The organism is Vibrio sp. CyArs1 (genome assembly GCF_022432925.1).
In the GTDB taxonomy this organism is placed as follows: Bacteria; Pseudomonadota; Gammaproteobacteria; order Enterobacterales; family Vibrionaceae; genus Vibrio; species Vibrio mediterranei.
Window position 1 is genome coordinate 70,446 of record NZ_JAKRBO010000009.1, and the last position, 26,744, is coordinate 97,189.

The following is a 26,744-nucleotide window of genomic DNA, read 5'->3' on the forward strand; positions in this document are numbered from 1 at the left end:
ATCAGCCCGTAACTTTCCGTAGATAAATGAATAATATTTATTAATAGTTCATCATTAAAGCAAACGTTTCATTCGCGCTATTTATTAGATAAATGAAACATTTAACCAAGTTATAACCCGTTAGATTGCATAATAAAACATAATAAGTCGCAGTCTAATTAGTCACACTGAAAATAAGAGGACTCACGTTTATGGCGACAATGAAGGATGTTGCCCAGCTTGCAGGCGTCTCAACGGCTACGGTATCAAGAGCATTGATGAATCCCGAGAAGGTCTCATCATCTACTCGAAAGCGAGTCGAAGATGCCGTTCTCGAAGCTGGCTATTCTCCTAATTCTCTGGCGCGTAACTTACGTAGGAATGAATCCAAGACGATCGTTACCATAGTGCCAGACATCTGTGACCCGTACTTTTCGGAAATCATTCGTGGTATCGAAGATGCGGCAATGGAACATGGGTATTTGGTTCTACTAGGAGATAGCGGACAATCGAAAAAGCGTGAAACCTCGTTTGTGAACTTGGTCTTCACTAAGCAAGCGGATGGCATGCTTTTACTCGGCACCGACTTGCCTTTTGATATCAGTAAGCCAGAACAGAAAAACTTACCTCCCATCGTTATGGCCTGTGAGTTTGCCCCTGAACTTGAGCTCCCTACCGTTCATATCGACAACCTGACTTCAGCCTTTGAAGCAGTAAACTATTTGTCGCAATTGGGACATAAGCGTATCGCACAGATTTCAGGACCTGACACCGCATTTTTATGCCGCTTTAGACAGCAAGGTTACCAGCAAGCGTTGCGAAGAGCCGGACTGCAAATGAACCCTGCGTACACGGTGAAAGGTGACTTTACCTTTGAAGCGGGTGCACGTTTGATTCGCAGCCTACTTGCCCTGCCGGAGCCTCCAACAGCTATTTTCTGTCATAACGACATCATGGCCATTGGCGCGATGCAAGAAGCGAAGAAACTGGGACTGCGAGTTCCTCAAGATCTTTCCGTAGTTGGTTTCGATGACATTCAGTTCGCTCAGTATTGCGATCCTCCGCTTACCACAGTCTCACAACCTCGTTATGAGATTGGCCGCCAAGCCATGTACATGATGTTAGAAGTACTGAAAGGCGCCGATGTTCGAGCGGGATCGAGGTTACTTGATACTGAACTTGTGATCCGCGACAGTGCTGCTCCTCCAAGAATCCTATAGTTAGCACGATACTGACTTGCAACTTGACCTTGTGGTATTTACCATGAGGTCAGTTATTTAATTCAATTTAGAACCTATCTTCGTGGCAAACCGAGACTATGTAAGGCGTGGCAAAGGCACCAGTCGCCGACCAGCAAAAAAGAAACCTTCCGGCAAAAAACCATGGCGCAGTGGGCTATTGGCGATCGTGCTCGCGGGCGTTTTTGGCTATGGTCTTTACACATTAAGTAATGACCCAGAGCCACCAAAACCAACACCATCAGCGACAAAGCCAGTCACCAAGCCAAAGCCTAAACTGGCTAAGCCAATTCCACCTCCGCCAGAAGAGAAGTGGGACTATGTCGATACCCTGCCGCAACGCGAAGTTGAAGTAAAAGCCAAAGAGCAAGTGGTTTCGAAGATTCCGTACATCATGCAGTGTGGCGCCTATAAAACCATGGCTCAAGCCGAAGCACGTAAGCTTGATATTGCCTTCCAAGGGCTCTCAAGTACTATTCGCAAGAAAGAAGGCAGCAGTTGGTTCCGAGTGGTTCTAGGCCCTTACCCACTCAAACGTGACGCTGAGCGAGATAAACACAAACTGCAACGCGCCAAAATAGAGCCGTGTGCGATTTGGAAGGATTCGCAGTAGCTTACTCCTAAACGCGAATTTCCTGCCCCCTGTAAAAGCAGGGGGCTATTTCCGCAACGCAACAAGCCTCTAGAAGATTCCTGTATGCAAAGGTGAACAACCATCGGAATAACAAAACCTATAAAAACAATTCTCCCTCAGGATAACCCCACTTCCCCTTGAAATCCCTTTTCCTCGTCCACATATCCCTTTCATAACCGAATTGAAACCAATATGAGGCAAACGTCGTGACTACTATTGTATCTGTACGCCGAAATAACAAAGTCGTGATCGCTGGTGATGGACAAGTATCCCTAGGCAACACTGTAATGAAAGGGAACGCTCGCAAGGTTCGTAGACTTTATAATAACCAAGTATTGGCAGGCTTCGCTGGCGGTACGGCTGACGCGTTTACTCTTTTTGAGCGCTTTGAAAGCAAGCTGCAAATGCACCAAGGCCACCTAACTAAGGCCGCAGTTGAGCTGGCGAAAGATTGGCGTAGTGATCGTGCGCTGCGTAAGCTGGAGGCGTTATTGGCCGTGGCTGATGAAACTGCATCACTGATCATCACTGGTAACGGCGATGTTGTTCAGCCAGAAAACGACCTTATCGCTATTGGCTCAGGCGGCAACTTTGCTCAAGCAGCAGCAACAGCATTACTTGAAAATACCGATTTAGATGCACGTGAAATCGCAGAGAAATCCCTGAAAATCGCTGGCGATATCTGTGTCTTCACCAACCATTATCACACTGTTGAAGAACTAGAAAGCGACGCGAAATAACGTCCAAAAAACAAAATAGTGTCTGAATTTTTGTAAGGAATTAATTATGTCTGAGATGACTCCACGCGAGATTGTTCACGAACTAAACCGCCATATTATCGGTCAAGATAAAGCAAAACGTTCAGTGGCGATTGCACTACGTAACCGCTGGCGTCGTATGCAGCTTGAAGAGAGCTTGCGTGCGGAAGTATCACCGAAAAACATTCTAATGATCGGCCCAACGGGCGTCGGTAAAACCGAAATCGCTCGCCGTCTAGCTAAGCTTGCTAACGCACCGTTCATCAAAGTAGAAGCAACTAAGTTCACCGAAGTGGGCTATGTGGGCAAAGAAGTTGAAACCATTATTCGCGACCTTACTGACGTCGCGATTAAGATGACACATCAACAAGCGATGGAAAAAGTCACCTTCCGCGCTGAAGAGCAAGCCGAAGAGCGCATTCTTGATGCCCTACTTCCACCAGCTCGTGACGCTTGGGGCCAAAACGAACAGCAAGATGAGAGCTCTTCTAACACTCGTCAGGTTTTCCGCAAGAAACTGCGCGAAGGTAAACTAGACGACAAAGAGATCGACATCGAAACAGCAGCTCCACAAATGGGCGTTGAAATCATGGCGCCTCCTGGTATGGAAGAAATGACCAACCAGCTGCAAAGCATGTTCCAAAACCTAGGTGGCGATACTAAGAAAAAGCGCAAGCTGAAAATTAAAGATGCCTTCAAAGCACTCACTGAAGAAGAAGCCGCTAAACTGGTAAACCAAGAAGAGCTTAAAGAGCAAGCGATCTATAACGTTGAGAACAACGGTATCGTGTTTATCGATGAGATCGACAAAATCTGTAAGCGTGGCGAAGCCTCAGGCCCTGATGTGTCTCGTGAAGGCGTACAGCGTGATCTACTGCCTCTGATCGAAGGCAGCACAGTATCAACTAAACATGGCATGGTTAAAACTGATCATATCCTGTTTATCACATCTGGTGCATTCCAAGTGGCGAAGCCATCGGACTTGATCCCTGAGCTGCAAGGTCGTCTGCCAATTCGCGTAGAGCTTGAAGCACTGAGCAGCGATGACTTCAAACGAATCCTAACCGAGCCAAAAGCATCACTAACCGAACAATACATTGCTCTAATGAAGACTGAAGAAGTTGATGTCGAGTTCACTGAAGACGGCATTCAACAAATCGCCGATGCAGCATGGACAGTCAACGAAACTACCGAAAATATCGGTGCTCGTCGTCTACATACTGTTATGGAGCGTTTGATGGATGAGATTTCATTTGATGCTACAGATAAACCAGGTTCAAAGCTCACCATTGATTCAGGCTACGTGAAGTCGAAGCTTGGTGAATTTGTAGAAGACGAAGATTTAAGTCGCTTTATTCTGTAGATTTAAGCAATCTTAAGTTTGATGAGGTGTCATCTCCAAAAAGGCGGTGACACCTTTTTTTGTGCTACATTTCCCGTATACTAAAACGAACTGAAATTAGAATGCTTGGCTATGAATCAATCTGTTCGTATTTGGCTCGATGCAGCCAGACCTAAAACACTACCACTCGCTTTAGTCTCAATTATCACAGGCAGTGCACTCGCTTTCTCTACTGGCAACATGTCTTGGAGTGTCGCTTTACTTGCTCTGCTTACCGCGACCCTGCTGCAGATTCTCTCTAACCTAGCCAATGATTACGGTGATGCCGTCAAAGGCACCGACAACGAAAACCGTTTAGGTCCAATGCGTGCAATACAGTCAGGCGAAGTGTCACAGCAAGAGATGAAGAAAGCCATCGTGCTGAATATCATTCTGACTGTGATTGCAGGACTAGGTTTAGTCTTTCATGCGCTGGATTCAATTCAAAATATTTTGGCGTTTATCGGGCTCGGTGTCTTAGCTATCATTGCTGCCATTGCCTATACCGTCGGTAATAAGCCCTACGGCTACGTAGGACTAGGCGACATTTCAGTATTTATCTTCTTTGGCCTGCTTGGTGTCTCAGGTACCTACTTTTTACACACTGGCCATATCGACTCTCTACTCTTCTTACCGGCTGTCGGCTGTGGATTACTCGCGGTTGCCGTACTTAACGTCAACAACATGCGTGACATTGAAAATGATAGCGCCTGCGGTAAGCGTACTGTCGCGGTGAGACTGGGTGAGCACAACGCTAAGGTTTACCACTTCACACTGTTATTATGCGCAGTCATCGCCTTTGCGGCTTATCTCGTTCTGCAACAATCACCTTTGTGGATCAGCCTGCCTTTTGTCATCAGTCTTATTGTTGTCATCAAACACGGTAGAGCGGTTTGGCACGCAACACAGCCTGCGCAAATTGCCCCTATGATGCCGATTGTGGTGAAGTGTTCATTAGTCACTAATATCCTGTTTTCAGGAGTGGTTATAGCTCAAACTCTGATGACTTAATTGAGCCTTGTCATTGCATTGACCTATTCACCCGATATACTCGATTTATACCTTTTGTAAACTGCAAAGAAGAGTCGCCATGGAATACAGTACTTCAGCCCTATGTGATATCTACCTAGACCAGGTAGACGTTGTTGAGCCAATGTTTAGTAACTTTGGTGGCCGAGCCTCATTTGCAGGTCAAATCACTTCGGTAAAATGTTTTGAAGACAACGGCGTTATCCGTGAAATTTTAGAGCAAGATGGTGTGGGTAGAATTCTACTTATCGATGGTGGTGGTTCACTGCGTAAAGCTCTTATCGATGCAGAGATCGCTCAGCTGGCAGAAGATAACGAATGGGAAGGGATCATCGTTTACGGCTGCGTGCGCGAAGTTGATGAACTGGAAGACATGAACCTTGGTATCCAAGCCCTTGCTTCTATTCCTGTGGGTGCAGCTCAATCCAATGTTGGTGAAGTAGATGTGCCAGTTAACTTTGGCGGAGTGACCTTCTTACCGGAAGATTATGTGTATGCCGATAATACTGGGGTGATTCTTTCTCAAGAGCCGCTTGATGTGAATTTTGAGGATGAAGAGGCGGTTGAATAACTGTCATAGTACTTATCAGAATTGTGCTCGCTGAGGCAAGGTCCCTGCCTGCGCAGGGATGACGACAGGGTTTCTTTACGCCCAACAGTGGTAAATAACAGACACAAAAAAACGAGAACTCTAGGTTCTCGTTTTTTATTCAAATCAGTAATAGTTAGTCATTACCAAATAAGTCGCGCGTATACACTTTGTCGGCAACGTCAGCTAACTCAGGCAACATACGATTCGAGATAATCAAATCGGCTTCTTGCTTAAACGCATCGACATCTTGAATCACGCGAGAGTGGAAGAAGTGCTCTTCTTTCAGCACTGGCTCATAAACAATGACTTCAATACCTTTCGCCTTCAGACGCTTCATAATGCCCTGAATACTTGACGCTCGGAAGTTGTCTGAACCTGACTTCATGATAAGGCGATACACGCCAACAACCTTAGGCTCACGCTTCAAAATAGATTCCGCAATAAAATCTTTACGAGTACGGTTAGCGTCAACGATTGCACCAATGATGTTATTTGGTACTTCTTGGTAATTAGCAAGCAGCTGCTTAGTATCTTTTGGTAAACAGTAACCACCATAGCCAAAAGATGGGTTGCAGTAGTGGCCACCTATACGTGGATCCAGCGCAACACCTTCGATGATTTGGCGAGTATCCAATCCAAGCGCTTCAGCATAAGAATCTAACTCATTGAAGTAAGCAACGCGCATTGCAAGGTAGGTATTTGAGAACAGTTTCACCGCTTCAGCTTCGGTTGAATCAGTAAATAAGACATCAATATTCTCTTTTTGAGCCCCTTCCACCAACAGGTCAGCGAACACTTTTGCACGTTCACTGCGCTCACCAATAATAATGCGAGACGGATTCAGGTTGTCATAAAGGGCGCTACCTTCACGTAAAAACTCCGGAGAGAAGAACACGTTCTCAGTACCAAGCTCTTCGCGAACACGCGCACTGTAACCAACAGGTACGGTGGACTTGATAACAATGACCGCATCAGGGTTAATCGCCATCACATCTTTAATCACCGCTTCAACAGAGCTGGTGTTAAAGTAGTTGGTTTGTGGGTCATAATCTGTCGGAGTAGAAACAATCACATAGTCCGCACCAGAATACGCTAACTCTTTGTCCAGAGTAGCCGTAAAGTTTAAGTCATCACGCTTCAAAAACGCTTCAATTTCACTATCAACAATCGGCGATTGCCCATTGCACAGCATGTCCACTTTTTCTGCGTTAATATCAACTGCTACTACCTCATGATTCTGAGCTAGCAACATCGCATTTGATAGGCCTACATAGCCTGTTCCAGCAACCGCTATTTTCATTGTTCTGTCTTTTAATTTGTTTGTGATTTGTTTTGGTTGGTTTGTGCCCATACCAGATCGCTAATGCCGTCTGTTGGTACAAATCCCGTTGGAGCATCGAGCATCAACTGGCGCAACTTAGGTTGATCATAATCTTGCGCCGCACTCAACAAATCGTCAAGTAAATGATTGTATTCATCTTGCTCTATCGACACTTCGCTCGCAGTCATAATGCGATCGTGAGACGTCTTCAAAACCAATTCTCCAATGAGAAGTTCTTCAAATAACTTCTCTCCGGGCCTTAAGCCAGTATATAGAATTTCAATATCGCCATCAGGATTATGGCTATCTTTGACCTCTAACCCTGATAGATGGATGAGGTTTTTAGCCAGCTCCGCAATGCGCACAGGCTCACCCATATCCAGAACAAAAACATCACCGCCCTTTGCCATAGCTCCGGCTTGAATAACTAACTGTGCAGCCTCTGGGATAGTCATAAAATAGCGAATAATGTCTTTGTGCGTAACCGTAACAGGACCGCCTTTGGCAATCTGAGCTTTGAACAAAGGAATAACGGAGCCTGAAGAGCCGAGTACATTACCAAAGCGGACCATAGAGAAAAGTGTGTTATGTTCGGTTTGATATCCTTTGGCCAAAGCCTGCAAACCAAGCTCAGCAAGGCGCTTTGTGGTTCCCATTACATTGGTAGGACGAACAGCTTTGTCTGTAGAAATAAGAACAAACGACGAAACCTCAGCTTTAATAGCCGCACAAGCAGCTCGATAGGTCCCCAGTACATTATTTTGAACACCCTCGGTGACATTAAACTCAACCATAGGCACATGCTTGTAAGCTGCGGCATGGTATACAGTGTCGACTTTGTACGCCAACATCGTTTGCTCAAGTCGATTTTGGCTTTGTACATTGCCCATGATAGGCACTAAGTCGACGGTTTGTGTCAGTTGACGAAGCTCTCGGTCAATTCGATACAGCGAGTATTCAGAAGCTTCAAAAAGTATCAAAACCTTCGGCTGATGTTTGATAATTTGACGACACAACTCTGAACCAATCGAACCACCAGCACCGGTAACCATAACTGCCTTATCTTTGATATTTTTCTCTAATAGAGTCTGGTCAGGTGCTACTTGGTCTCGACCAAGCAAATCTTCTATTGCCACTTCTTTTAATTGATCGATCTGTAGTTCGCCATTAACGATATCGCTCAGGTTTGGAATCGTCATGACTTCAACTGGGTAATCAGATAAAAGCTCGATAACAGATTTACGCTCGCCGCGAGATGCTGATGGCATTGCCAGTAAGACTTTCTCAACATTATGCTTATCTATCAAACGCGGTAGGTACTTGCGCCGAAAAACCGTTACACCTTGGATGGTGGCTTTGTGCATTTTCCGGTTGTCATCAACGAAAGCAACAACGCGATACTCGTCACTCTGAGATACCACATTGTACAATTGCCTACCCGCTTTACCTGCACCGTAAATCAGTACTGGAACTCGTCCTGTCACCAAAAAATCCGACAACAAGAATCGCATTAGTAGCCTTGCACCACCACACAGACAAACGAGAAAGGTCGCATAAATAACAGGAACAGAGCGAGGCAAAAAGATCTGAAAATAATATGAGAAAAGCACAATAGACAGTGCAGAGATCACCGCGCCAAAGGCAATAGTCACGACAGCTTGAAGGCTCAAATAACGCAGGATCGCGCGATATAGTCCTGTATTAACAAACGTAATTAGCGTAACAACAGTGACCGAGGCAAGAACATACCAATATTCAGAATCGAGCCAATAGTCTTGGATTGAGCCCATACGAGAGTAAAAAGCCGTCCAAAAAGAAACAAAGATGAAAATGATATCAACAACAATACTGACCACTCTTTTAGCAGGCCTTGGCATTGCCCATATCGGGTTTAGAGAAAGCACCAGTTAACTCCTAGACGCAAAAGACGAACACATTACGATTTGGATACTCGATCACCCGCCCCTTTGCCTGTAGCGGTCGCGATAATATAACGAAAATAGAGCGTGATATTTAATGAATCCAACATTTGTCTATCGGTCTTAGCAAGCAGCTCCGGTGTTGACATATCAATATTACTGATTTGAGCAAGTCCAGTTATACCGGGCAACACATCATAAACACCTAGATTGTCTCTCTCTTCGATAAGTTCTAGCTGATTGAAAAGATTCGGACGTGGGCCAACTAAGCTCATCTCACCTTTTACGACATTAATAAGCTGAGGCAGCTCGTCAATTTTAGTTTTGCGCAAAAATGCACCAAGTTTAGTAATAGAGCTTCGATTTGCTAGATGGCTAGCCACAGACTCTGTTTCTACCGACATAGTGCGAAACTTAATAAGGTTAAATGGTTTTTTGTTTCTACCTACGCGCTCTTGGACAAAAATCGGTGATCCAGTATCAAACAAGCCTATTATTGTGACAATAATCAGTAGTGGCCATAAAAATACCAACCCAAGAAACGCAATTAAAAAGTCTAGAATACGTAACATCATTTTCTCGCAAAGTGTAGTGTGCGTTCTAACTACAGCCTCTTACGCATTTGCGCAAGGCTGTGCTCCATGGAAAATGGAGGGGTCCAGTCTAACACACGCGCATTTTTTTCAATATCGACCTGCAAAGAGCCAAAGAGACGATCAATCACTGCAGACTTCCCTGCGAATCGCCCGACCAATTTGAACAAACTCACGGGTATTGGAACCATCAAAACTTTTCGCCCCTGAGAGCTCGCAAGCAGCTCAATCAGTGTTCGAGTCGACACATCTCGCCCATCAGAGGCTAAAAATATCTGATTTGCGGCTTTAGGGTGTTCAAGACAAACTTCAATAAGGCTAATGAGGTTGTCTATTGAAATGAGGCTCCGACGATTCTCAGATGCGCAACCTAGAGGTAAAGGCCAGCCCTTACCAGCCAACTTGTACAGCATAGCAAAATTGGCTTTGACATTAGGGCCATAAACGAGTGGAGGTCGAATAATAACGACCTCCAATCCAGACTCCTTACCAAAGTCTAAAAGCTGAGTTTCTGCTTCCGCTTTAGACTTTCCATAGTCATCTTGCGGGTTACGAGTATCATCAGCGGTAAAAGCTCTAGCGGTTGTTGATTCGCCATTCACCTTGATTGAACTAATAAAAATGAAGCGTTTGACGCCGCTAGAGGCTGCCTTCTGAGCTAACTCAAGGGTCGACTTTGTATTTACTTTTCGATATTCATCCAATGGGTTGCTGGCATTATCGTTCATGATATGCGCGCGTGCAGCGCAATGAATGACTGCATCAAAGCCCGTAAAATCGACTTCACTTTCGCTAATTCTTTCGAGCTCCCCTGCTATAAACTCACCATTCCAATTAGGTGGGATACGACGCCCGTAGCACACAACGTCATGGTGTTGTGAAAACGAAGTCAGTACGTGCCCACCAACGAAGCCTGTCGCGCCAGTTAAGAAGATCTTCATTGTGTACCCTCTGTAATTGACAACAGTTGAGATGCGATGGCGCCCACAGAAAACTCACGACAGAGGAGTTGATAGCCATTATTTCCTAGCATCTTTCGATAATCCTCGGAATCAAGAATGTTGCGAGCAGACTGCAGTAGCTTTTCATCTTCCCCGTTAACGTGGACGATACCGGCGTTAGAATCATTAACGAGCTCGATAAGGTCATTCCCACTATTGACACTGCCTAACATCGGTTTGCTTTCGACCATATAGCCTAATAACTTACCCGGAAAATTATGAGTCTTGTGATGTCTAGATAACGAGAACAACCCCACATCGATTTGCGTCAGAAGCTTTTTAAACTCTTCTTGTGACACCGATGGCCAATAGGTTACATTATCAAGCCCCCACTCGGTTTGTTTTTTCAGCAACAGTTCGACTTCATCTCCCTGCCCGACAAACAAAAAGTGAGCGCGCGAGTCAGACTTTAAGTTACGAGCTAATCTCAGCAAGTTTTCCGTATCCTGAGAATGACCAATATTGCCTCCATAAAAGAAAACAACTTTGTCATTCCAGTGATGCTCCTTTTTAAGAGATGGTGAGTCACGGTCCACTGAATAGGGGTCCAAATCAGCCCAATTCCTTAAAACCTCCAAGTCATAACTTTGTGGATTTTTCTCTAAGAAATATTGGATGTTTTTATCTGACATCAGACCAATTTTTGTAGCGTTACGGTAATTTAAACGCTCAAAGTAACGAAAATATCTCGCAATCAAGCTTCGCTCTTTGATGAGCCCTTCATCGATCACCCACTGTGGGAAGATATCCCGAAGAATAAGATACACAGGACAAGCGCATGTCTTCTTGATCCAACTGACCAAAGGGCCGAAAAAGATTGTGGGAGAATAATTGATGCAAAGATCAAAATGGTCGCGCTTTACCCTAGAAGATATCGCACGCCAAGCATTCCATGAGATAAGAGACTCATTGATTGCACGATTGACTTTCCCGACTCCACGTGTGTAGCCATTTTTAAAACGCCAAATCTCAATACCATCGATAACGTCGACGACAAGCCGCTCAGATTGATTTGGCTTCCCTGGAGTAATGATTATTGGTGTATGTCCACGACCTTTTAACTCCAGCGCTAACTCATGAAACATTTTGGCATGTACAAGCGTACTATCAGGAAGGTAATCGTCTGGAAATAAAGCTATTCTCATCAATCATACTCACGCCAAACAACACGTTTAACGTAATCTGTATAAGAATGGATAATTCTAACCACTTTATCAGACACATTTGGCATGCTGTAGTCGTACACTTGACGCAGCATACGCTCATCACCGCTAGGCTGAGATTCTAGAACCTGCAAAGCCTGCATGACACGCACAACATTTAATCCAACCATCATAACAGAGGCTTCTTCCATGCCTTCCGGACGCTCATGAGCCTCTCGCAGGTTTAACGCAGGGAAGTTCATTATTGATGATTCTTCATTAATGGTTCCGCTATCCGACAATACTGCTTTGGCATTTTTCTGCAGGTGATTGTAATCATGAAATCCTAATGGTTTCAGAAGCTTAATATTGTCATTAAATTGAACACCTTGAGCCTCAATCCTATTGCGAGTTCTAGGGTGCGTCGACACTATAACAGGTAGACCATAGTGTGTAGCGACCGTGTTTAACGTTTCAGCCAGCTTATTTAGCTGCTTTGGTGAGTCAACATTTTCTTCTCTATGCGCACTAACGACAAAAAACTGCCCCTTAGTTAAGCCTAAGCGAGCCAACACATCAGAAGCATCAATTTGAGGCATGTAATGATTCAATACTTCAAACATCGGGCTACCTGTTTTGATAACGCGATCAGCCGGCAGGCCTTCGGCAAGTAGGTAGTCTCGTGCTATCGAGCTGTAAGTCAAATTGATATCCGCAGTATGGTCAACGATACGACGGTTGGTTTCTTCAGGAACGCGCTGATCGAAGCAACGGTTACCAGCTTCCATATGGAAAATAGGTACCTTACGACGTTTAGCTGGAATCGCCGACAAACAAGAGTTTGTATCTCCCAACACAAGCATCGCATCAGGCTGAATCTCTTCTAATGCCTGATCAACATTGATGATTACCTGTCCAATGGTCTCTGCTGCGTTTTTTCCCGCGGCGTTGAGGAAGTAATCCGGTTTACGCACGCCTAAATCATTGAAAAAAACTTCATTAAGCTCAAAGTCGTAGTTTTGTCCTGTGTGAACCAGAATATGCTCGCAATGTTCATCTAACTGTGCAAGAACTCGAGATAGTCGAATAATCTCTGGTCGCGTTCCAACCACTGACATCACTTTTAATTTTTTCATGATATTGGACTCGCAATCGTATCTGGCTTGTTTCGATCGAAAATTTCATTTGCCCACAGCATCACCACTAGCTCACTACTTCCCGAATTCGTTACATCATGAGACCATCCTGGCACCGTTTCAACAACCTTAGGACAATCCCCAGATGTTTCTATCGTGTGGGTCTCTCCAGTAATAATATTTTTGAACCGAAAAACGGCTTGCCCTTTAATCACTAGGAATTTTTCGTTCTTAGTATGATGATAGTGACCACCTCGAGTTACGCCCGGATGAGCCGTAAAGAAGGAAAATTGACCAGAATCTTTGGTTTTTAACATTTCACAAAACGTGCCCCTTTCATCCGTGTAAGACGGAATTGAATAGGCAAACTGTTCCGGTCGGTAGTAGCTCAGGTACGTAGCATATAATGCTCTCGTCAGCCCAGCCCCAACGCGTTCAGTTAAGAGTGCTGTTTTTGCATCTCTGAATGAATATAAAGCGTCAGCCACCTCGCCTACCGTTGTATCATAGACTTTGGAAATCGTCTTATAGCCGCTGTCACTGGTCTCAGTTAAAACACGCGAAAACTCATTACAAACATCATCAATATATACAAGGGATACGGGTGACGATCGCTCATTTATTTGTATAGGCAACGCATTCACAATATTGTGGCAAAACGTCGCGACAAACGAGTTGTAGTTTGGGCGACACCATTTTCCGAAAACATTAGGCAGTCGAAAAATTGAGTAGTGAGCTCCGGTGGCCTCCCCATACTGAACCACCAGTTTCTCAGCATCGCTTTTGCTAGCGCCATACGGATTATCCAGCTCTGCCTGTGTGGAGGAAGATAGAACTATCGGTGTTTTTCGACCAGATTGCTCAAGCTGGCTAACGATAAACTGAGTAAGACTAGTGTTTCCAGCCTCGAACTCATTAGGGTCTTTAGGGCGATTAACTCCGGCTAGATGAAAGATAAAATCCGCTTTACTTAACGCACCTTTAAACTCATCCTGAGCAGTTTTTCGAGTTACTTCAACAATATTGTCATAACCCAATTCACGAAGGTGCGTACATAGATTTTTGCCAATAAAACCATGAGCTCCTGTAACAACTATATGACTACTAGGCGTCAAGTTCATAGTCTTCTCCGGCTATTTTTGCTCTTACAAAAGGAAGTTTTAGTAGTAGCTGCTTCATTCCTTCTACATCAAGCCTTTCGGTATTATGAGAATTATAATCCTCTTTTTCAGAGATTCTTTTATCACCATCCTCAACATACTTGCCGTAATTCAAATCACGTAAATCTGGTGGAATACGATAATAGTCTCCCATATCTGTCGCTGACACCATCTCTTCTCGGCTAAGAAGCGCTTCATAGAGTTTTTCGCCATGGCGAGTACCTATAACACTGACAGGATGGTTTGTCTTATTGAACAACTCTTTTAGAGCAACGGCCAGGGTATCAATCGTAGCCGCAGGCGCTTTCTGAACAAAGATGTCACCATTGGAGCCATTCTCAAACGCATATAAAACGAGATCGACAGCATCTTCGAGCGTCATCATAAAGCGCGTCATGTTTGGGTCGGTTATTGTAATTGGAGCTTGGTTTTCAATGAGGTCGACAAAAAGCGGAATCACCGAACCACGAGAAGCCATAACATTTCCGTAGCGTGTGCCACAGATCACTGTATTAGTGCCATCAAGATTCCTCGATTTAGCTACCATGACCTTTTCCATCATAGCTTTGGAAATACCCATGGCATTGATCGGATACACAGCTTTATCGGTGCTCAAGCAAACAACACGTGACACATTATTTGTAATTGCCGCTTCAAGCACATTCTCGGTGCCCAGCACATTTGTTTTCACCGCTTCCATCGGATGAAACTCACATGACGGTACTTGTTTCAACGCTGCTGCATGGTAAATGTAATCTACCCCTCGACTCGCAGACAGTATGCTGTTGTAATCGCGAACATCGCCAATATAGAACTTCAACTTGTCAGAGCTATAACGCTTTCGCATGTCATCTTGTTTTTTTTCGTCTCTAGAAAAGACTCGAATTTCTTTGATATCTGTATCTAGAAAGCGGGTCAAAACTGCATTTCCAAACGAACCAGTACCGCCAGTAATAAGAAGTGTCTTACCTTTAAATGTCATAAGTTTCCCTATCTACAGAGTATATAAAGAGCATTTTTTAGTAGTTTAATCCTGTAACCAATTTTCTTAGATAATGGGTTAACTTTTTTTGGAGTTACATTGTTGTTATGTATTCGGTAGTTAATCAGAGCGCACTCTGAGCATACCACTTTCCCTCGCATCAAGTGCATTAAAGCTAAGTAGTGATCATGAGCATAAGCACTACTGGGAAAGCCATCAAAACCAATCTTCTTGAATGCCATACAGCACCCGTAATAATGATTGCTAGTGAATAATCTAACAATTTTTGTCAGTTTAGAACTGTCATTGTAGTTTTTTATGGGTGGTGTTGACGCCAGCTCTGAAACCCCCATGATTTCAGAATCAGCTACACCATTAGAGTCAATCAGCTTAAATGAGTGATGGAACATCGTCAGATTAGGCTCATCTGCAAATGAACGCCTAATCACCTCAAGCTTGTTATCAAACCAAATATCATCCTGATCAGATAAAACGACAACATCACCAGTAGCATGGAGAATCGCTTGTTCGAAGTTTTTTAGATGTCCTAGGTTAAGGGGGTTTATATGAACTCTTACTCGATCATCATTTTCTACCGTATCCCGAACCAAGGTAGTCGTCTTGTCACTAGAACGGTCATCAAAGATCAGCAACTCATCATCATCACCCAACTGAGGAAGTATGGAACGCAATTGCTCTATAACATAATTCTCACCGTTGTAGGTCGTCATACAAACGCTTAACCTAACCAAGCTTGCCTCCCAAGCGCTTTTTTAACTTTCTAATTCCAGGGACCCAGCTTGCGACAGAGACTAACATCTGCTTAACCGCAGATGCATATTCTTGACGGTAAACAAGGCTATTATATTCATGTCCATCAATGATGTTTTCATAGTCATCTCTGATGAAATCGTCGCTTTGCCCCATAGGATCAATATTCCATGAATCAGAGTGAGTCCCATCAAAACCGATGTTGTTAATATAATTAACTTTTGGTACTAAGCATCTCAATTTTTTATCTCTAAAGTATAAATCATAAGCATATGCCCATGAGTCAACCTGTTTTGTTTTGAGTAACCCTGACATCATTGTGACGAATAGCGCATCTCGAAACGAGCCATATCTTGTACTCAATAGCTTTTTTAGCCCCCATTGAGTGACGACATCATCAATTTTGAGACCATCAATTCGATTTCTCCAAGTGCCCCATCCCCAACAATAGAAGCGGTTCGAAGTAACTGCGGATGCGATAGGATTCTTCACAAGATGATTTCTGCCAGAGACGGATGAAATGGTTAAGTCATGTTCAAACGTTTCGAGTGCGTAACTCATATATTCAAAGAACGCTTTGTTTGGAATACAGTCATCTTCCAAGATGATCCCAGAGTCTTCTCTTTGAAACATATATTTGATGGCATAGTCGACACAGGATTGACATCCCATATTTTGAGCGTGGAATATCTCTACAATGTTACAGTCCCAATCAATTGCATCGAGAACCTTCTCCCTGATGTTTGATATAGTCATACTCTCCGTATCATTTCGCGGACCATCAGAGGAGAAGTATATCGTTTCAGGTTTGACTTCAGATAGTGCTGAAATCAAAGCTAGAGTCGTATCAAGCCTGTTAAATGTTAGAATTAAAATGGGTATTTCATAACCATTTAAATTTGATGTCATATAATTGGTGACCTATTAGATATATAATACCTCAAACTTAACGTGTTATTTTCTACTTTATGAAGTAAAACAGTAAATAGTTAAGAAATCCAAATATAGGGATAATAGAACAACAAACTAATAATCTTTGAGGAGTGGAAAGAAAGCAGATGGCAGAACATTATCCGTAATCAATATTCTTCTTCGGTCAGAGCACACCTGGCGTAAATAGTCTAAATACTTATTACTTACGTCAAACTCTCCAGCACTAATGAAACTCGCATCCATCGTTCTTGATAGGTCGTCAAACTCATCGTAGTTGATTTTCGTATATTCAACATTGTCGGGAGCCTCACTTATCAGAGCTAAAAATCCGGAGTTACCCTTTGATAGTTCGTTCACTGCATAATTTCCTATGCCGTATGCATGATCAATATCGTACTGAGTGGTGTACATTACTTCACTGCGCTGGTCAATTCCAGGAATAAAGGCTCTAGCTTGAATTCCGTGATCAATACAGTGATTAACTAAAAGTTGCGCAGCCAGATGTTTACTAGAGCTAAACATTACTTGCCCAGAATAATCCTTGACACCACCGACATTACCCACATCATAGCCTTCAGACATAACGACAATAGCTCTACCACGTTCAGCCACCATAGATTGTATTGCACTTATAACACGATCTACAGGTTGCTGATCTTCAGGTAAAAGTAGTAGCAAAGGAAGTTTTCGGTCCGGATCGGCTAATCGAGCCGCGCCGGCTATAAAGCCAGTCTCTCGTCCAAAAGTTTGTGCGACAAGAACCTTATCATGAGAATAAGCGCCAAGGCTTTCGTTATTGAGCATGGCTACCTTGTGCACCCAATAGTTAACTACACTTGGGAACCCCGGAGTGAAAAAGCAGCGAGATAGCTGGCTATCACCCAAATCGTTATCAACTGTCTTTGGTAAAGACACAAAAGAAACATTGTTTAATCGAGACTCTAGATCACGTGACTGCTTGGCAGTTCCGTTCCCACCAATATTGATCACAGAGGATATAGAGTACTTTTCAATAATTGAATTAAACTCTTCTATTTGACCGTCATCTAGAAACTCAACGCGAGTAGTCCCAATGGCACATGAAGAAGGGGTATATTTTAATTGATCTAACTCGACTGATGTAAGATCTGTCAACTCAACAATGTTATCGCTAAGAACTCCAATTATTCCAGGTACACCAGCAAAGACTCGTTCATACCTACCACTAGATTTTACGGCTTCGATAACACCGCATAGAGTAGCATTGATAACTTGAGTCGTTCCTCCCGACATCATCACTAACAAGTTAGACATTTATTATCCTCCATTTGCTTTCGTATTTGACCATTGAAAAACTCGTCGATACCTGAGCCAATTATTGATTCATTCAAGGGGTAGCCACTGTCATGTAGCCTTTCAAAGAATTCTACTAAAACTGGTTCTATTACTCTTAGTGAGTGCTGCCATTTATATATTAGATGTTCCAACACCCGAGCATCAGAATGTTGTGGTATGAAATTTCCACCTAGTAAATTCATTCTCATTCTAGTTATTTCCTCAATAAACAAATCATTATTGAGAAACCACCAAACACCAAATAAACCCAGATTAGCAAACTTTCTGCTTAAGACTGTAACCTCATATTGGTTCTCACGTGATAACATGGTGACATTGAACATAATTGAAGGGAATGCCTTTAGCACTCTAGCTAGGTTATTTACGTTGGCACGCTGCACCGTGTCTCCGGCAAGTCTATAATCGGGATTCACACCTCTTTGCACGCCGATCATTAAGTTCATCGGAATATTGTGCTCATGACACAATGGGAATATAAACTTCTCTAGGAACTCTTCCGTTTCACTACCTTTATCAAACACATCATCGATAGAAATAGCAAAATAGATAGGTTTTAGCTTCTTTGTGATAGTAGAGACATAATCTTTAAGCTGTTCATCGTTGGATATGTCATAGGTGACATTATCAATAGTAAAGCAACTATCACGTTCTCGAAAACCATCCACTCGAATAGATGCGATAAATGGCTTGATCACGCAACAACGATCATAATACTCAACCTCCTTAGGGTCGAATATATCACAGGTCATTACTATCGATTCAACGTTCGCTAACTCGAGTACTTTACCAATGTAATTACCACTGATAACCTGAGAAAATTGCTGTTTGACGTAATTATACTCACCAATTGTAATATCGAACTTCTTCAATATGGTTAGAACACCGAGTGTTGCTTCAGAAATAGGGAGTCTTTTTACAAAAAGCTGATCCCAAATTACTTCTGCTTGCTTGGACTCCGAAAGAGAATAAAACTCATTTGGTCCAACATACTTAGTTGCGAATAGTTCTGCATGAAGGTAATGATAATTAAGTATATTATCAAACCCGTTTAAGTCGAGATCACCGAACTCTTCAGGAAATAAATGTGTATGATAGTCAATAATTGACAAGTCTTCTTCAAGATACTTTTTCACAAAAGCGCTGATATTAGACTTTTCCATCGTTACCCCTTACTTGAATCAAGGATGTAGGTCATCTTTGAATTTTTCTCTAGGAACTTAATAATTTGACTTTCAACACTAGAGTCAATATTTACATTGAAATATAGCGCTTCACTATCTAGAAAATGACTCATCTCTTGTGTCGTTTCAAGATCATAATGTACTTCGAATGCATTAGTTTCTACTGAATGGACGCCTGTTCCATCGAAACCTATATTATTGATTAGACTATGCTTTGGATACACTATTTTCATATTCTTGCTAAACTGGCGAAGTATCCAGTTTAGACTCCAAATGTCCATCTTTGAGTCTAAGAAACGGTCATCATTACAATAATCGTGTATATCTTTACCAAGCTCAGAAATATCCTTGTTTAGATATTCAGTCTGTGAAACAACCTCACGAAGATTCAGAGAGAAACCAGCCCAACGATCACGCCAAGTTGCCCAACCCCAAGGGCAGAATCTATTTATAGCAAAAAATGGTTCTGCTTTTTCTGCTATTCCTGGGTACATATAACCACAGATACTCCCAATATTTTTATTGTTATGATGAGTTTTTAGCATTGTCAGCATATACTTAATAAAACCGGGCTCTGGAACACAATCATCTTCCAAAACAATTACGGCTTCTTTTCGCTCAAGAACTTCTGTCACTGCTTTTGTTATAGACAAAGCAAGTCCTAGGTTTTGGGCGCGCTCAATCACCTCTACAGAGTAACTGTATGCACCTAACTGGCGCTTGATCGTATTTTGTTCTTTTTCATCAAATTCATTCGTTGGCGCATCTAGGTACAACGTAATTGAATTTACCTTCTCTTTCTCAAGAGCATTCAAAACACTCAATGTATGATGACTTCGGTTGTAAGCCATAACTATGAGCTCAATATCATTTCTATTCATATTAGCCTTTAGGAGTATCTATTTTTCAACGTCTTAAGAAAGGTAACCGCTTCAGTATATGATGTTTCACTTTTTCTTTGATAGACAAATGGTCATGTAGCCCACTCTGAAATTTGCTTTCTTTCTCTTCAAACTGACTAATTTCTTGCCTATTCTGTTTTACTAGGCCTTCAATGTTATCAAACAATTCAGCTACGGTTTTTGTTGATTGAAATTCGTAGAGCCAACTAGGTTCATCACTCTTTACTGGCGAATAAACAATATGATAGTCAACATTGCGGTTTAACACAGGCAACACATTCACACTTTCTTTCTGTGCGATATAACCAAGTGTTTTCTCCGGATTGCGTTTTCCCTTCGAATAAAGCCCATATATTTCCTTCATACTATTGTGTTTCCAGAAAAGAAAAAAGGACGCTTTTGGTGCGATCATTATATGATCGGAAATCCAAGATGAGCTAACTCTTTGGTTATTGGACACAACTACATTACTTGATGAAGAGTTGATGTACTTTTCAAGACTATCAAAAACTAAACAATCCGTGCGTAAACGCACAATATGGGTATATTCATCGGCATCAGGCAGAGCCTCTAGATACTGACAAAGAGCGTTCATAGAGAAGAACATACCCATCGTTGCATTGATGGAGGAGCCGGAATTGGTCTTAGTACCGATTGAATTCTTAAAGTCGTCAACACTATAAGGGTCAGCCGTAATGAAAGCTTTTGTCTTTTTATCACTAGCTAGCGGAAATGCATCGTTATTACTCGAATTTCTGACTTTGTTGCCCAAGTCTTCTTTCCAAATAAAATAAAATGCTGAGTAATCTATCGTCGGAAATAGTCTTTCAAGTGAACGATGAACTTGATCGGCATAACGATAAGGACCAGCAATGAAAACTGCAACTTTCATATAATCTAATCCTTAATTCTACCTACTGTCTTTTCGAAGTATTTAACATTCAGTTCAGTACCTAGGTCAAGCTTTGCCAGTGCAGGAATAACACCAAAATCGTAGTCATTAATGATCTCATTCATAGCAGTAGAGATATAGTATTCTGACTTGGTCATCTTTTTCGTTTCAAACAGACGCTCTAACGCCTCAGCTAACACTCCTTGATTTGGGAATGTATAGATGCCTGTACTCGCAACATTAGACACGTTGATTTTTTCAACAACTTGAGTAACTTCTTTGTTATCTAAATAGATATAGCTCTTACTTTCACCTAAGTCGATATTTGCAACAAGGTAACATGCTGACGATAAATCTTCCGGTAAAGAAAATAGAATATATTGATCTACATTGGCTATTACGACGGGTTTGTGTGATTCAGTCACGCATTTTAGCCCCGCTTCGACTGATTTGGCCGGGCCATCTGGAGTAGTGAGTACAATTTCGTAACTTGCGTTGTTGTGAAGTTGAACTTTTTGAAGCGTATGTGAAATCATTTTTGTTACTTGAAATTCATCTTCAAAGGCCTGCGTAGTAACAAAAATAAAATCATCATCAGAGTCAATGTTTTCGAAAATGGAAATAAGAAACCATTCAAGTATCGTTTTACCTGAAACCTCTATAAACGGCTTAAATTTCCCCAGCGTCTTAGTTCTTGTACCATTGCCGGCAATAGGAAATATCCATGTTTTAGCACTCACTAACTTAACCTCTGTTTGATAAATTGAACTGGAAACAGCACTGCTCTATGAAAATGCGTTATCGTTATTCGAGTTTCTTTAAATAGAACTCCCATCAGATAAAATGATAACGCTCTTGCTATCAACGTAGCGTATGCAGCCCCTTCAGCCCCATAATGGCCTATGAGAGCTAAATTAAGCAGCACATTTATAACCATACCGATGGTCACAGTATAAAGTGATAGGTGTGTTTTACCCTCAGCTAGAAACCACTTACCTCGAATCAGAGCTGATGCGACAAAAACCCCTGAAAAAATATGTATACTTAAAACACTACTTGCACCAGAGAACTCAGTTCCGTAGAGAAGTAGTATTATGTCTTCCGCTAGAAACCACACAAACAAACAAACAATTATCGATATCCAAACCAGTAGCCCATATAAGTTTTGAACCCTATCATTATATTGCTCTTCGCTGGATTTTTTCGCATTCATAATTGCAGGAAACAAGGAACTAACAATCACCATTGGGACAAAGAACCACGCTTCGCTGAGTTTTACAGCCGATGCATAAATACCAACCTCAGTTGCATTGATCATAACATTCAACATCACCTGATCAATTTTAGTATAAATCGTAACGGCTATAGCAGAGAACATGAGAGGCCATGCCTCTTTGAGATAGCTTTTGGCTACATCCGAACTAAAACGCCAATTTAAGATGCTAATTGTCGATTTTCGTTGATAAAAGGTGAGATAGAGCAAGGCTAAAAGGGCACTTTCTCCGACTAGAGCCACAGCAAAGTATTCGAGGGGAGCACTATTAACTATTAAAACTATCTTAACTACGCTAAATGCAAGTTGAGTAATTGTATTGCAGATAGCTGAATATTTAGCTTTAACAAGTGATTGAAAGTAACTATCAACTATACTGGTAGATTGGAATACTAATATTGCAGAGAGTATGACAACAATGGCTGCAGCACTATCATCACTTATAATAAGCTTATTGCTTATAATTAAAAAAGGAATTACTGCAAATGCGGCTACAAACTTCAGGAAAAATACAGTTCCAATTGATTTAGGATTCTCGCTGCCTTTATCAATAAGTTCTCTATAGAGGATATTATCAAGACCTAAAGCAGAAACTGCTGAAAATAGAAGGACAAAACTATGCGAGTAACTCAAAACTCCAAATTTTTCAGGCCCTAAATATCTAGCTATCCAAAGACCAACGACTAAGTTAACGAAAATTCTAATGACTTTTTCTGAAAGCATCCAAACAGTATTAGAAAAATACCTGGACGAAACTAGAGTTAATATTTTATTGGTGATTACAGTTATTTTCAAATTAGATATTCACGTTAATTATTCAAAATCTAACCATGGAGATTGCGCTTTATTAAAAGCATGATAGAAATGTAAATGCTGAACTCGTCTATTAGTTTTCTGCAACATACAGCTTGACAGCACGCATGGCTCTGGTTATCTCCAGGCCAAGATATACCATGCGTACGCGCTATAATAATGCCCCTACAAACTCGAATTAAGCTAAGTGTCTAGCTCATTGCCGCTTTAAACGTCAAGGCACTACCATCTTTCTCTGAGAGTTTTGGAACAGTATCCGTTGGCCATTCAATACCGATATCGGGGTCATTCCACTTTATGGAAACTTCAGACGAAGGGTCATAATAATTTGTGCATTTGTAAACAAACTCAGCTTCATCAGATGTTACATAAAACCCATGAGCAAACCCCTCAGGAACCCACAGTTGGCGTTTATTCTCTGCTGATAGATACACCCCAACCCACTGGCCAAATGTCGATGAATCCTTGCGAACATCAACCGCAACATCAAACACCTCGCCAGACACAACTCGCACTAACTTACCTTGAGTATTTCTGGTCTGATAATGCAGGCCACGCAAAATTCCCTTACTCGATTTAGAATGATTATCTTGTACGAATGGCGTTGGCTTACCGGTGACCAACTCTTCAAATTTTTTTTGTTGCCAGGTCTCCATAAAGAAACCGCGCTCATCACCAAAGACTTGAGGCTCAATAATCTTTACATCTGGGATACTTGTTTCTATTACTTTCATGCTCGATTACCTAGCAATACTGCTCAATGTTGTCTAGCGCGCTTTGCCAGTCACTTGGCGCAACCGCAAATACTTGCTGGATCTTATCGCAGTTCAAACGAGAGTTAGCGGGTCTTGGTGCTGGTAACGGGTATTGAGCTGCGGTGATTTCATTTACCTGAGGTGTTTGCGGTAGCACGCCATGCTTATCTGCTGATTCAAAGATCGCTTTTGCAAACTGATACCAGCTTACATGTGGTGCTCCTGAGAAATGATATACCCCAGATTGCTCAGAACCATTAAAGCCATCCATCATCGCCACCAACGCATTAGCAATATCCCCCGCATAAGTAGGGCCGCCAAATTGGTCACCAATAATACCCAGTTCAGGTCGGTCTTGACCTAAACGAAGCATGGTTTTTACAAAGTTATTGCCGTGCTCGCCAAATACCCACGCGGTACGCAAAATCGCATAGCGGGTGCAGTGCGCTACGACTGCCTGTTCACCTGCAAGCTTACTCTGCCCATAGACCCCTTTTGGGTTCGGTGTGTCGGTTTCTAAATACGGCTCATCCTTCTCACCATCAAACACATAATCAGTAGAGATATGCAGCAGCACAGCGCCTAACGATTCCGCCGCTTGGGCTAAGTGGCGCGGACCATCACGGTTAATGGCATAGCTCATCTCGACATCGGTTTCGGCTTTATCTACCGCAGTGTGCGCCGCACAGTTAATGATAACATCAGGAGTTAACTCGGCCAGCAGAGAGGCTACTTGAGCCTCACTGGTGATATCCAAGACTTCACGATCGTAAGCGATAACATCAATATCGTCACGCACAGACAAGACATTGGTCAAACAATGGCCGACCTGCCCATGACTTCCCGTAATCAAGACTCTCTTCACTTATTTGACCTTTTTGGCGTTGTCATTCACAAGGCGGACTAAATACTGTCCGTACTCGTTTTTCATCATTGGTTTAGCGATCTCAAGCAGCGCCTCATCGGTTAGCCATTGGTTGCGCCAAGCAATCTCTTCAAGACAAGCGACTTTCAACCCTTGAACATTCTCAATCGTTTGAACAAACGACGATGCTTCATGTAAACTCTCATGAGTACCCGTGTCCAACCAGGCGAAGCCACGCCCAAGCAGTTCAACATTCAACGAGCCATCTTCAAGATACATCTGGTTGAGGGTGGTAATTTCCAGTTCACCGCGTTCAGACGGCTTCACCTGCTTAGCCCAATCGACAACGCGATTGTCATAGAAATATAGGCCGGTGACGGCATAGTCTGACTTAGGGTGCTGAGGCTTCTCTTCAATTGAAACCGCCTTCATTTCGCTGTCAAATTCCACCACACCAAAACGCTCAGGATCTTTCACTTGGTAACCAAACACCGTCGCTCGCCCTTGTGAAGTGAGCTCTCTAGCACGCTTAAGCTGCTGACTAAACGATTGACCGTAATAGATATTGTCGCCAAGTACCAAACATACCGAATCATCACCAATAAACTCTTCACCGATAATGAAGGCCTGGGCCAAGCCATCTGGGCTAGGCTGTACTTTGTACTCTAGATTAATCCCAAAGTCGGAACCATCGCCTAATAAGCGCTGAAAGCCCGCCTGATCTTCTGGTGTAGTAATGATTAGGATGTCACGAATACCCGCCAACATTAATGTTGATATCGGGTAGTAAACCATTGGCTTATCGTAAATTGGCAAAAGCTGTTTGGACGTTCCTCGGGTCAACGGATAAAGGCGGGTGCCCGACCCACCAGCGAGAACAATACCTTTCATAATAAATAGGTCCTAGGTTCTTGGTACTAGGTTCTGGAGAGCCTCCAAAAACCGAGCACTAAAATGAGTGGGTTCGATTATTTTGTGCCTAGACGCTCACCGGAATATGAGCCATCTAAAACACGAGTCCACCATTTACGGTTGTTTAGATACCACTCTACCGTTTTGCGAATGCCAGACTCAAAGGTTTCTTCTGGCGTCCAGCCCAACTCGCGCTCAATTTTTGATGCGTCAATAGCGTAACGGACATCATGTCCTGGACGGTCTGTCACGTAAGTGATCAGATCTTGATATTGATTCACACCCTGTGGCTTATTCGGCACCAACTCTTCAAGTAAAGTACAAATCGTTTTTACCACCTCAATATTGGTCTTTTCGTTATGACCACCAATATTGTAAGTCTCACCCACTTTGCCTTCGGTGACTACTTTGTAAAGTGCACGTGCGTGATCTTCCACAAACAGCCAATCGCGGATCTGCAAGCCATCGCCATAAACAGGTAACGGCTTTCCTTCTAACGCATTTAGGATCATCAATGGGATCAGCTTTTCAGGGAAATGATATGGACCGTAATTGTTAGAGCAGTTAGTCACCAATACAGGGAAGCCATAAGTACGCCCCCAAGCACGAACAAGATGGTCTGAACCCGCTTTACTTGCTGAGTATGGGCTACTTGGCTCGTAAGAGGTTTCTTCAGTAAACAGGTCGTCAGTCCCCTCTAAATCGCCATACACTTCATCAGTTGAAATGTGCTGGAAGCGAAATGCCGATTGCTTAGCCTCATCAAGTGTTTTCCAGTACTGACAAGCGACCTCAAGCATATTGAAGGTGCCAACCAAGTTGGTTTGGATAAAAGCAGCAGGGCCGTCGATAGAGCGGTCGACATGTGATTCCGCCGCCAAGTGCATAATTGCATCTGGCTGATACTTTTCAAATACTGCTTCGAGCGCACCAAAATCACAAATATCAACCCGTTCAAACACGTAACGACCTGATTTTTCAGCATCAGGTAGCGACTCTAAATTACCCGCATAGGTCAGCACATCCACATTAACAACGCTGTCAGATGTTTCATTTAAGATATGACGAATTACTGCGCTGCCAATAAAACCTGCACCGCCCGTCACTAATATTTTCATATGCTTTCCTAAAATTTGGCACGCTACCGCCCTTGAGTCATACCCTCAAAAGCAAACACTAACGATAACTTGGAGGGGATTTAGCCTCCATAAAAAGTGACTGAATTGTACCTGACTTAGTGACAACGC

At 42.7% G+C, this 26,744-nt stretch carries 26 protein-coding genes; 6 read left to right on the top strand and 20 right to left on the bottom strand.

What is annotated here, in order from left to right:
- The first annotated feature begins 191 nt into the window (after nucleotides 1-191).
- The 6 genes from cytR (at nucleotide 192) to rraA (ending at nucleotide 5,590) form a co-directional block, all read left to right on the top strand.
- Nucleotides 192-1,199, top strand: coding sequence for a DNA-binding transcriptional regulator CytR (gene cytR / locus MMA19_RS21685; RefSeq protein WP_006071173.1), 1,008 nt, complete (start codon nucleotides 192-194; stop codon nucleotides 1,197-1,199).
- An 82-nt stretch (nucleotides 1,200-1,281) separates the two neighbouring features.
- Nucleotides 1,282-1,830 (top strand): SPOR domain-containing protein, encoded by a 549-nt coding sequence (locus MMA19_RS21690; RefSeq protein WP_240207197.1) that lies wholly within the window; start codon nucleotides 1,282-1,284, stop codon nucleotides 1,828-1,830.
- Between the two features lie 227 nt (nucleotides 1,831-2,057).
- On the top strand, nucleotides 2,058-2,591 hold the full coding sequence (gene hslV / locus MMA19_RS21695; protein WP_006071177.1) for an ATP-dependent protease subunit HslV: 534 nt from the start codon (nucleotides 2,058-2,060) through the stop codon (nucleotides 2,589-2,591).
- 46 nt (nucleotides 2,592-2,637) lie between these two features.
- Nucleotides 2,638-3,972, top strand: coding sequence for an HslU--HslV peptidase ATPase subunit (gene hslU / locus MMA19_RS21700; RefSeq protein ID WP_006071179.1), 1,335 nt, complete (start codon nucleotides 2,638-2,640; stop codon nucleotides 3,970-3,972).
- 111 nt (nucleotides 3,973-4,083) lie between these two features.
- Nucleotides 4,084-5,001, top strand: coding sequence for a 1,4-dihydroxy-2-naphthoate polyprenyltransferase (locus MMA19_RS21705; RefSeq protein WP_240207198.1), 918 nt, complete (start codon nucleotides 4,084-4,086; stop codon nucleotides 4,999-5,001).
- A 79-nt stretch (nucleotides 5,002-5,080) separates the two neighbouring features.
- Nucleotides 5,081-5,590 carry a ribonuclease E activity regulator RraA gene (gene rraA / locus MMA19_RS21710; RefSeq protein WP_198558389.1) on the top strand — a complete coding sequence of 170 codons (510 nt, stop codon included), beginning with the start codon at nucleotides 5,081-5,083 and terminating at the stop codon, nucleotides 5,588-5,590.
- A 154-nt stretch (nucleotides 5,591-5,744) separates the two neighbouring features.
- Here the strand turns inward: rraA and MMA19_RS21715 are convergent, their stop codons facing one another.
- The 20 genes from MMA19_RS21715 to rfbB form a co-directional block, all read right to left on the bottom strand.
- Nucleotides 5,745-6,911: a nucleotide sugar dehydrogenase gene (locus tag MMA19_RS21715; RefSeq protein ID WP_063603926.1), complete on the bottom strand. Its 1,167-nt coding sequence runs from the start codon at nucleotides 6,909-6,911 to the stop codon at nucleotides 5,745-5,747.
- 11 nt (nucleotides 6,912-6,922) lie between these two features.
- Nucleotides 6,923-8,836 (bottom strand): nucleoside-diphosphate sugar epimerase/dehydratase, encoded by a 1,914-nt coding sequence (locus MMA19_RS21720; protein ID WP_276574106.1) that lies wholly within the window; start codon nucleotides 8,834-8,836, stop codon nucleotides 6,923-6,925.
- A 32-nt stretch (nucleotides 8,837-8,868) separates the two neighbouring features.
- Entirely contained in the window at nucleotides 8,869-9,423 is a 555-nt protein-coding gene (locus tag MMA19_RS21725) for a sugar transferase (RefSeq protein WP_171392688.1), read from the bottom strand.
- A 32-nt stretch (nucleotides 9,424-9,455) separates the two neighbouring features.
- Nucleotides 9,456-10,385: an SDR family oxidoreductase gene (locus tag MMA19_RS21730; RefSeq protein ID WP_240207199.1), complete on the bottom strand. Its 930-nt coding sequence runs from the start codon at nucleotides 10,383-10,385 to the stop codon at nucleotides 9,456-9,458.
- Nucleotides 10,382-11,590, bottom strand: a complete 1,209-nt coding sequence (locus MMA19_RS21735; RefSeq protein ID WP_240207200.1) for a glycosyltransferase family 4 protein — start codon at nucleotides 11,588-11,590, stop codon at nucleotides 10,382-10,384. The genes MMA19_RS21730 and MMA19_RS21735 overlap by 4 nt, the downstream gene beginning before the upstream one ends.
- Nucleotides 11,590-12,723: a UDP-N-acetylglucosamine 2-epimerase (non-hydrolyzing) gene (gene wecB / locus MMA19_RS21740; protein ID WP_240207201.1), complete on the bottom strand. Its 1,134-nt coding sequence runs from the start codon at nucleotides 12,721-12,723 to the stop codon at nucleotides 11,590-11,592. Before wecB ends, MMA19_RS21735 begins: the two co-directional genes overlap by 1 nt.
- Nucleotides 12,720-13,844 carry an NAD-dependent epimerase/dehydratase family protein gene (locus tag MMA19_RS21745; protein WP_240207202.1) on the bottom strand — a complete coding sequence of 375 codons (1,125 nt, stop codon included), beginning with the start codon at nucleotides 13,842-13,844 and terminating at the stop codon, nucleotides 12,720-12,722. Before MMA19_RS21745 ends, wecB begins: the two co-directional genes overlap by 4 nt.
- Nucleotides 13,828-14,865 (bottom strand): polysaccharide biosynthesis protein, encoded by a 1,038-nt coding sequence (locus MMA19_RS21750; RefSeq protein ID WP_171392660.1) that lies wholly within the window; start codon nucleotides 14,863-14,865, stop codon nucleotides 13,828-13,830. The genes MMA19_RS21745 and MMA19_RS21750 overlap by 17 nt, the downstream gene beginning before the upstream one ends.
- Before the next feature lie 8 nt (nucleotides 14,866-14,873).
- Nucleotides 14,874-15,596 (bottom strand): glycosyltransferase, encoded by a 723-nt coding sequence (locus MMA19_RS21755; RefSeq protein ID WP_171392661.1) that lies wholly within the window; start codon nucleotides 15,594-15,596, stop codon nucleotides 14,874-14,876.
- Nucleotides 15,597-15,609: 13 nt separating this feature from the next.
- On the bottom strand, nucleotides 15,610-16,545 hold the full coding sequence (locus MMA19_RS21760) for a hypothetical protein (RefSeq protein WP_240207203.1): 936 nt from the start codon (nucleotides 16,543-16,545) through the stop codon (nucleotides 15,610-15,612).
- Between the two features lie 117 nt (nucleotides 16,546-16,662).
- Nucleotides 16,663-17,862 (bottom strand): 6-phosphofructokinase, encoded by a 1,200-nt coding sequence (locus MMA19_RS21765; protein ID WP_240207204.1) that lies wholly within the window; start codon nucleotides 17,860-17,862, stop codon nucleotides 16,663-16,665.
- Entirely contained in the window at nucleotides 17,847-19,064 is a 1,218-nt protein-coding gene (locus MMA19_RS21770; protein WP_240207205.1) for a hypothetical protein, read from the bottom strand. Before MMA19_RS21770 ends, MMA19_RS21765 begins: the two co-directional genes overlap by 16 nt.
- Before the next feature lie 2 nt (nucleotides 19,065-19,066).
- Nucleotides 19,067-19,966, bottom strand: coding sequence for a glycosyltransferase family A protein (locus MMA19_RS21775; RefSeq protein WP_240207206.1), 900 nt, complete (start codon nucleotides 19,964-19,966; stop codon nucleotides 19,067-19,069).
- A gap of 25 nt (nucleotides 19,967-19,991) precedes the next feature.
- Entirely contained in the window at nucleotides 19,992-20,879 is an 888-nt protein-coding gene (locus tag MMA19_RS21780; RefSeq protein ID WP_240207207.1) for a hypothetical protein, read from the bottom strand.
- A 5-nt stretch (nucleotides 20,880-20,884) separates the two neighbouring features.
- A complete protein-coding gene (locus tag MMA19_RS21785; protein WP_240207208.1) occupies nucleotides 20,885-21,619 on the bottom strand; it encodes a hypothetical protein in 735 nt (244 codons plus the stop codon).
- Nucleotides 21,619-22,947 (bottom strand): flippase, encoded by a 1,329-nt coding sequence (locus MMA19_RS21790; protein WP_240207209.1) that lies wholly within the window; start codon nucleotides 22,945-22,947, stop codon nucleotides 21,619-21,621. The genes MMA19_RS21785 and MMA19_RS21790 overlap by 1 nt, the downstream gene beginning before the upstream one ends.
- Before the next feature lie 209 nt (nucleotides 22,948-23,156).
- Nucleotides 23,157-23,699, bottom strand: coding sequence for a dTDP-4-dehydrorhamnose 3,5-epimerase (gene rfbC, locus MMA19_RS21795; RefSeq protein ID WP_171392669.1), 543 nt, complete (start codon nucleotides 23,697-23,699; stop codon nucleotides 23,157-23,159).
- Nucleotides 23,700-23,709: 10 nt separating this feature from the next.
- Nucleotides 23,710-24,585, bottom strand: a complete 876-nt coding sequence (gene rfbD, locus MMA19_RS21800; protein WP_171392670.1) for a dTDP-4-dehydrorhamnose reductase — start codon at nucleotides 24,583-24,585, stop codon at nucleotides 23,710-23,712.
- A complete protein-coding gene (rfbA, locus tag MMA19_RS21805) occupies nucleotides 24,586-25,476 on the bottom strand; it encodes a glucose-1-phosphate thymidylyltransferase RfbA (protein WP_171392671.1) in 891 nt (296 codons plus the stop codon).
- Between the two features lie 77 nt (nucleotides 25,477-25,553).
- Nucleotides 25,554-26,615: a dTDP-glucose 4,6-dehydratase gene (gene rfbB / locus MMA19_RS21810; RefSeq protein WP_240207210.1), complete on the bottom strand. Its 1,062-nt coding sequence runs from the start codon at nucleotides 26,613-26,615 to the stop codon at nucleotides 25,554-25,556.
- Nucleotides 26,616-26,744 lie beyond the last annotated feature (129 nt).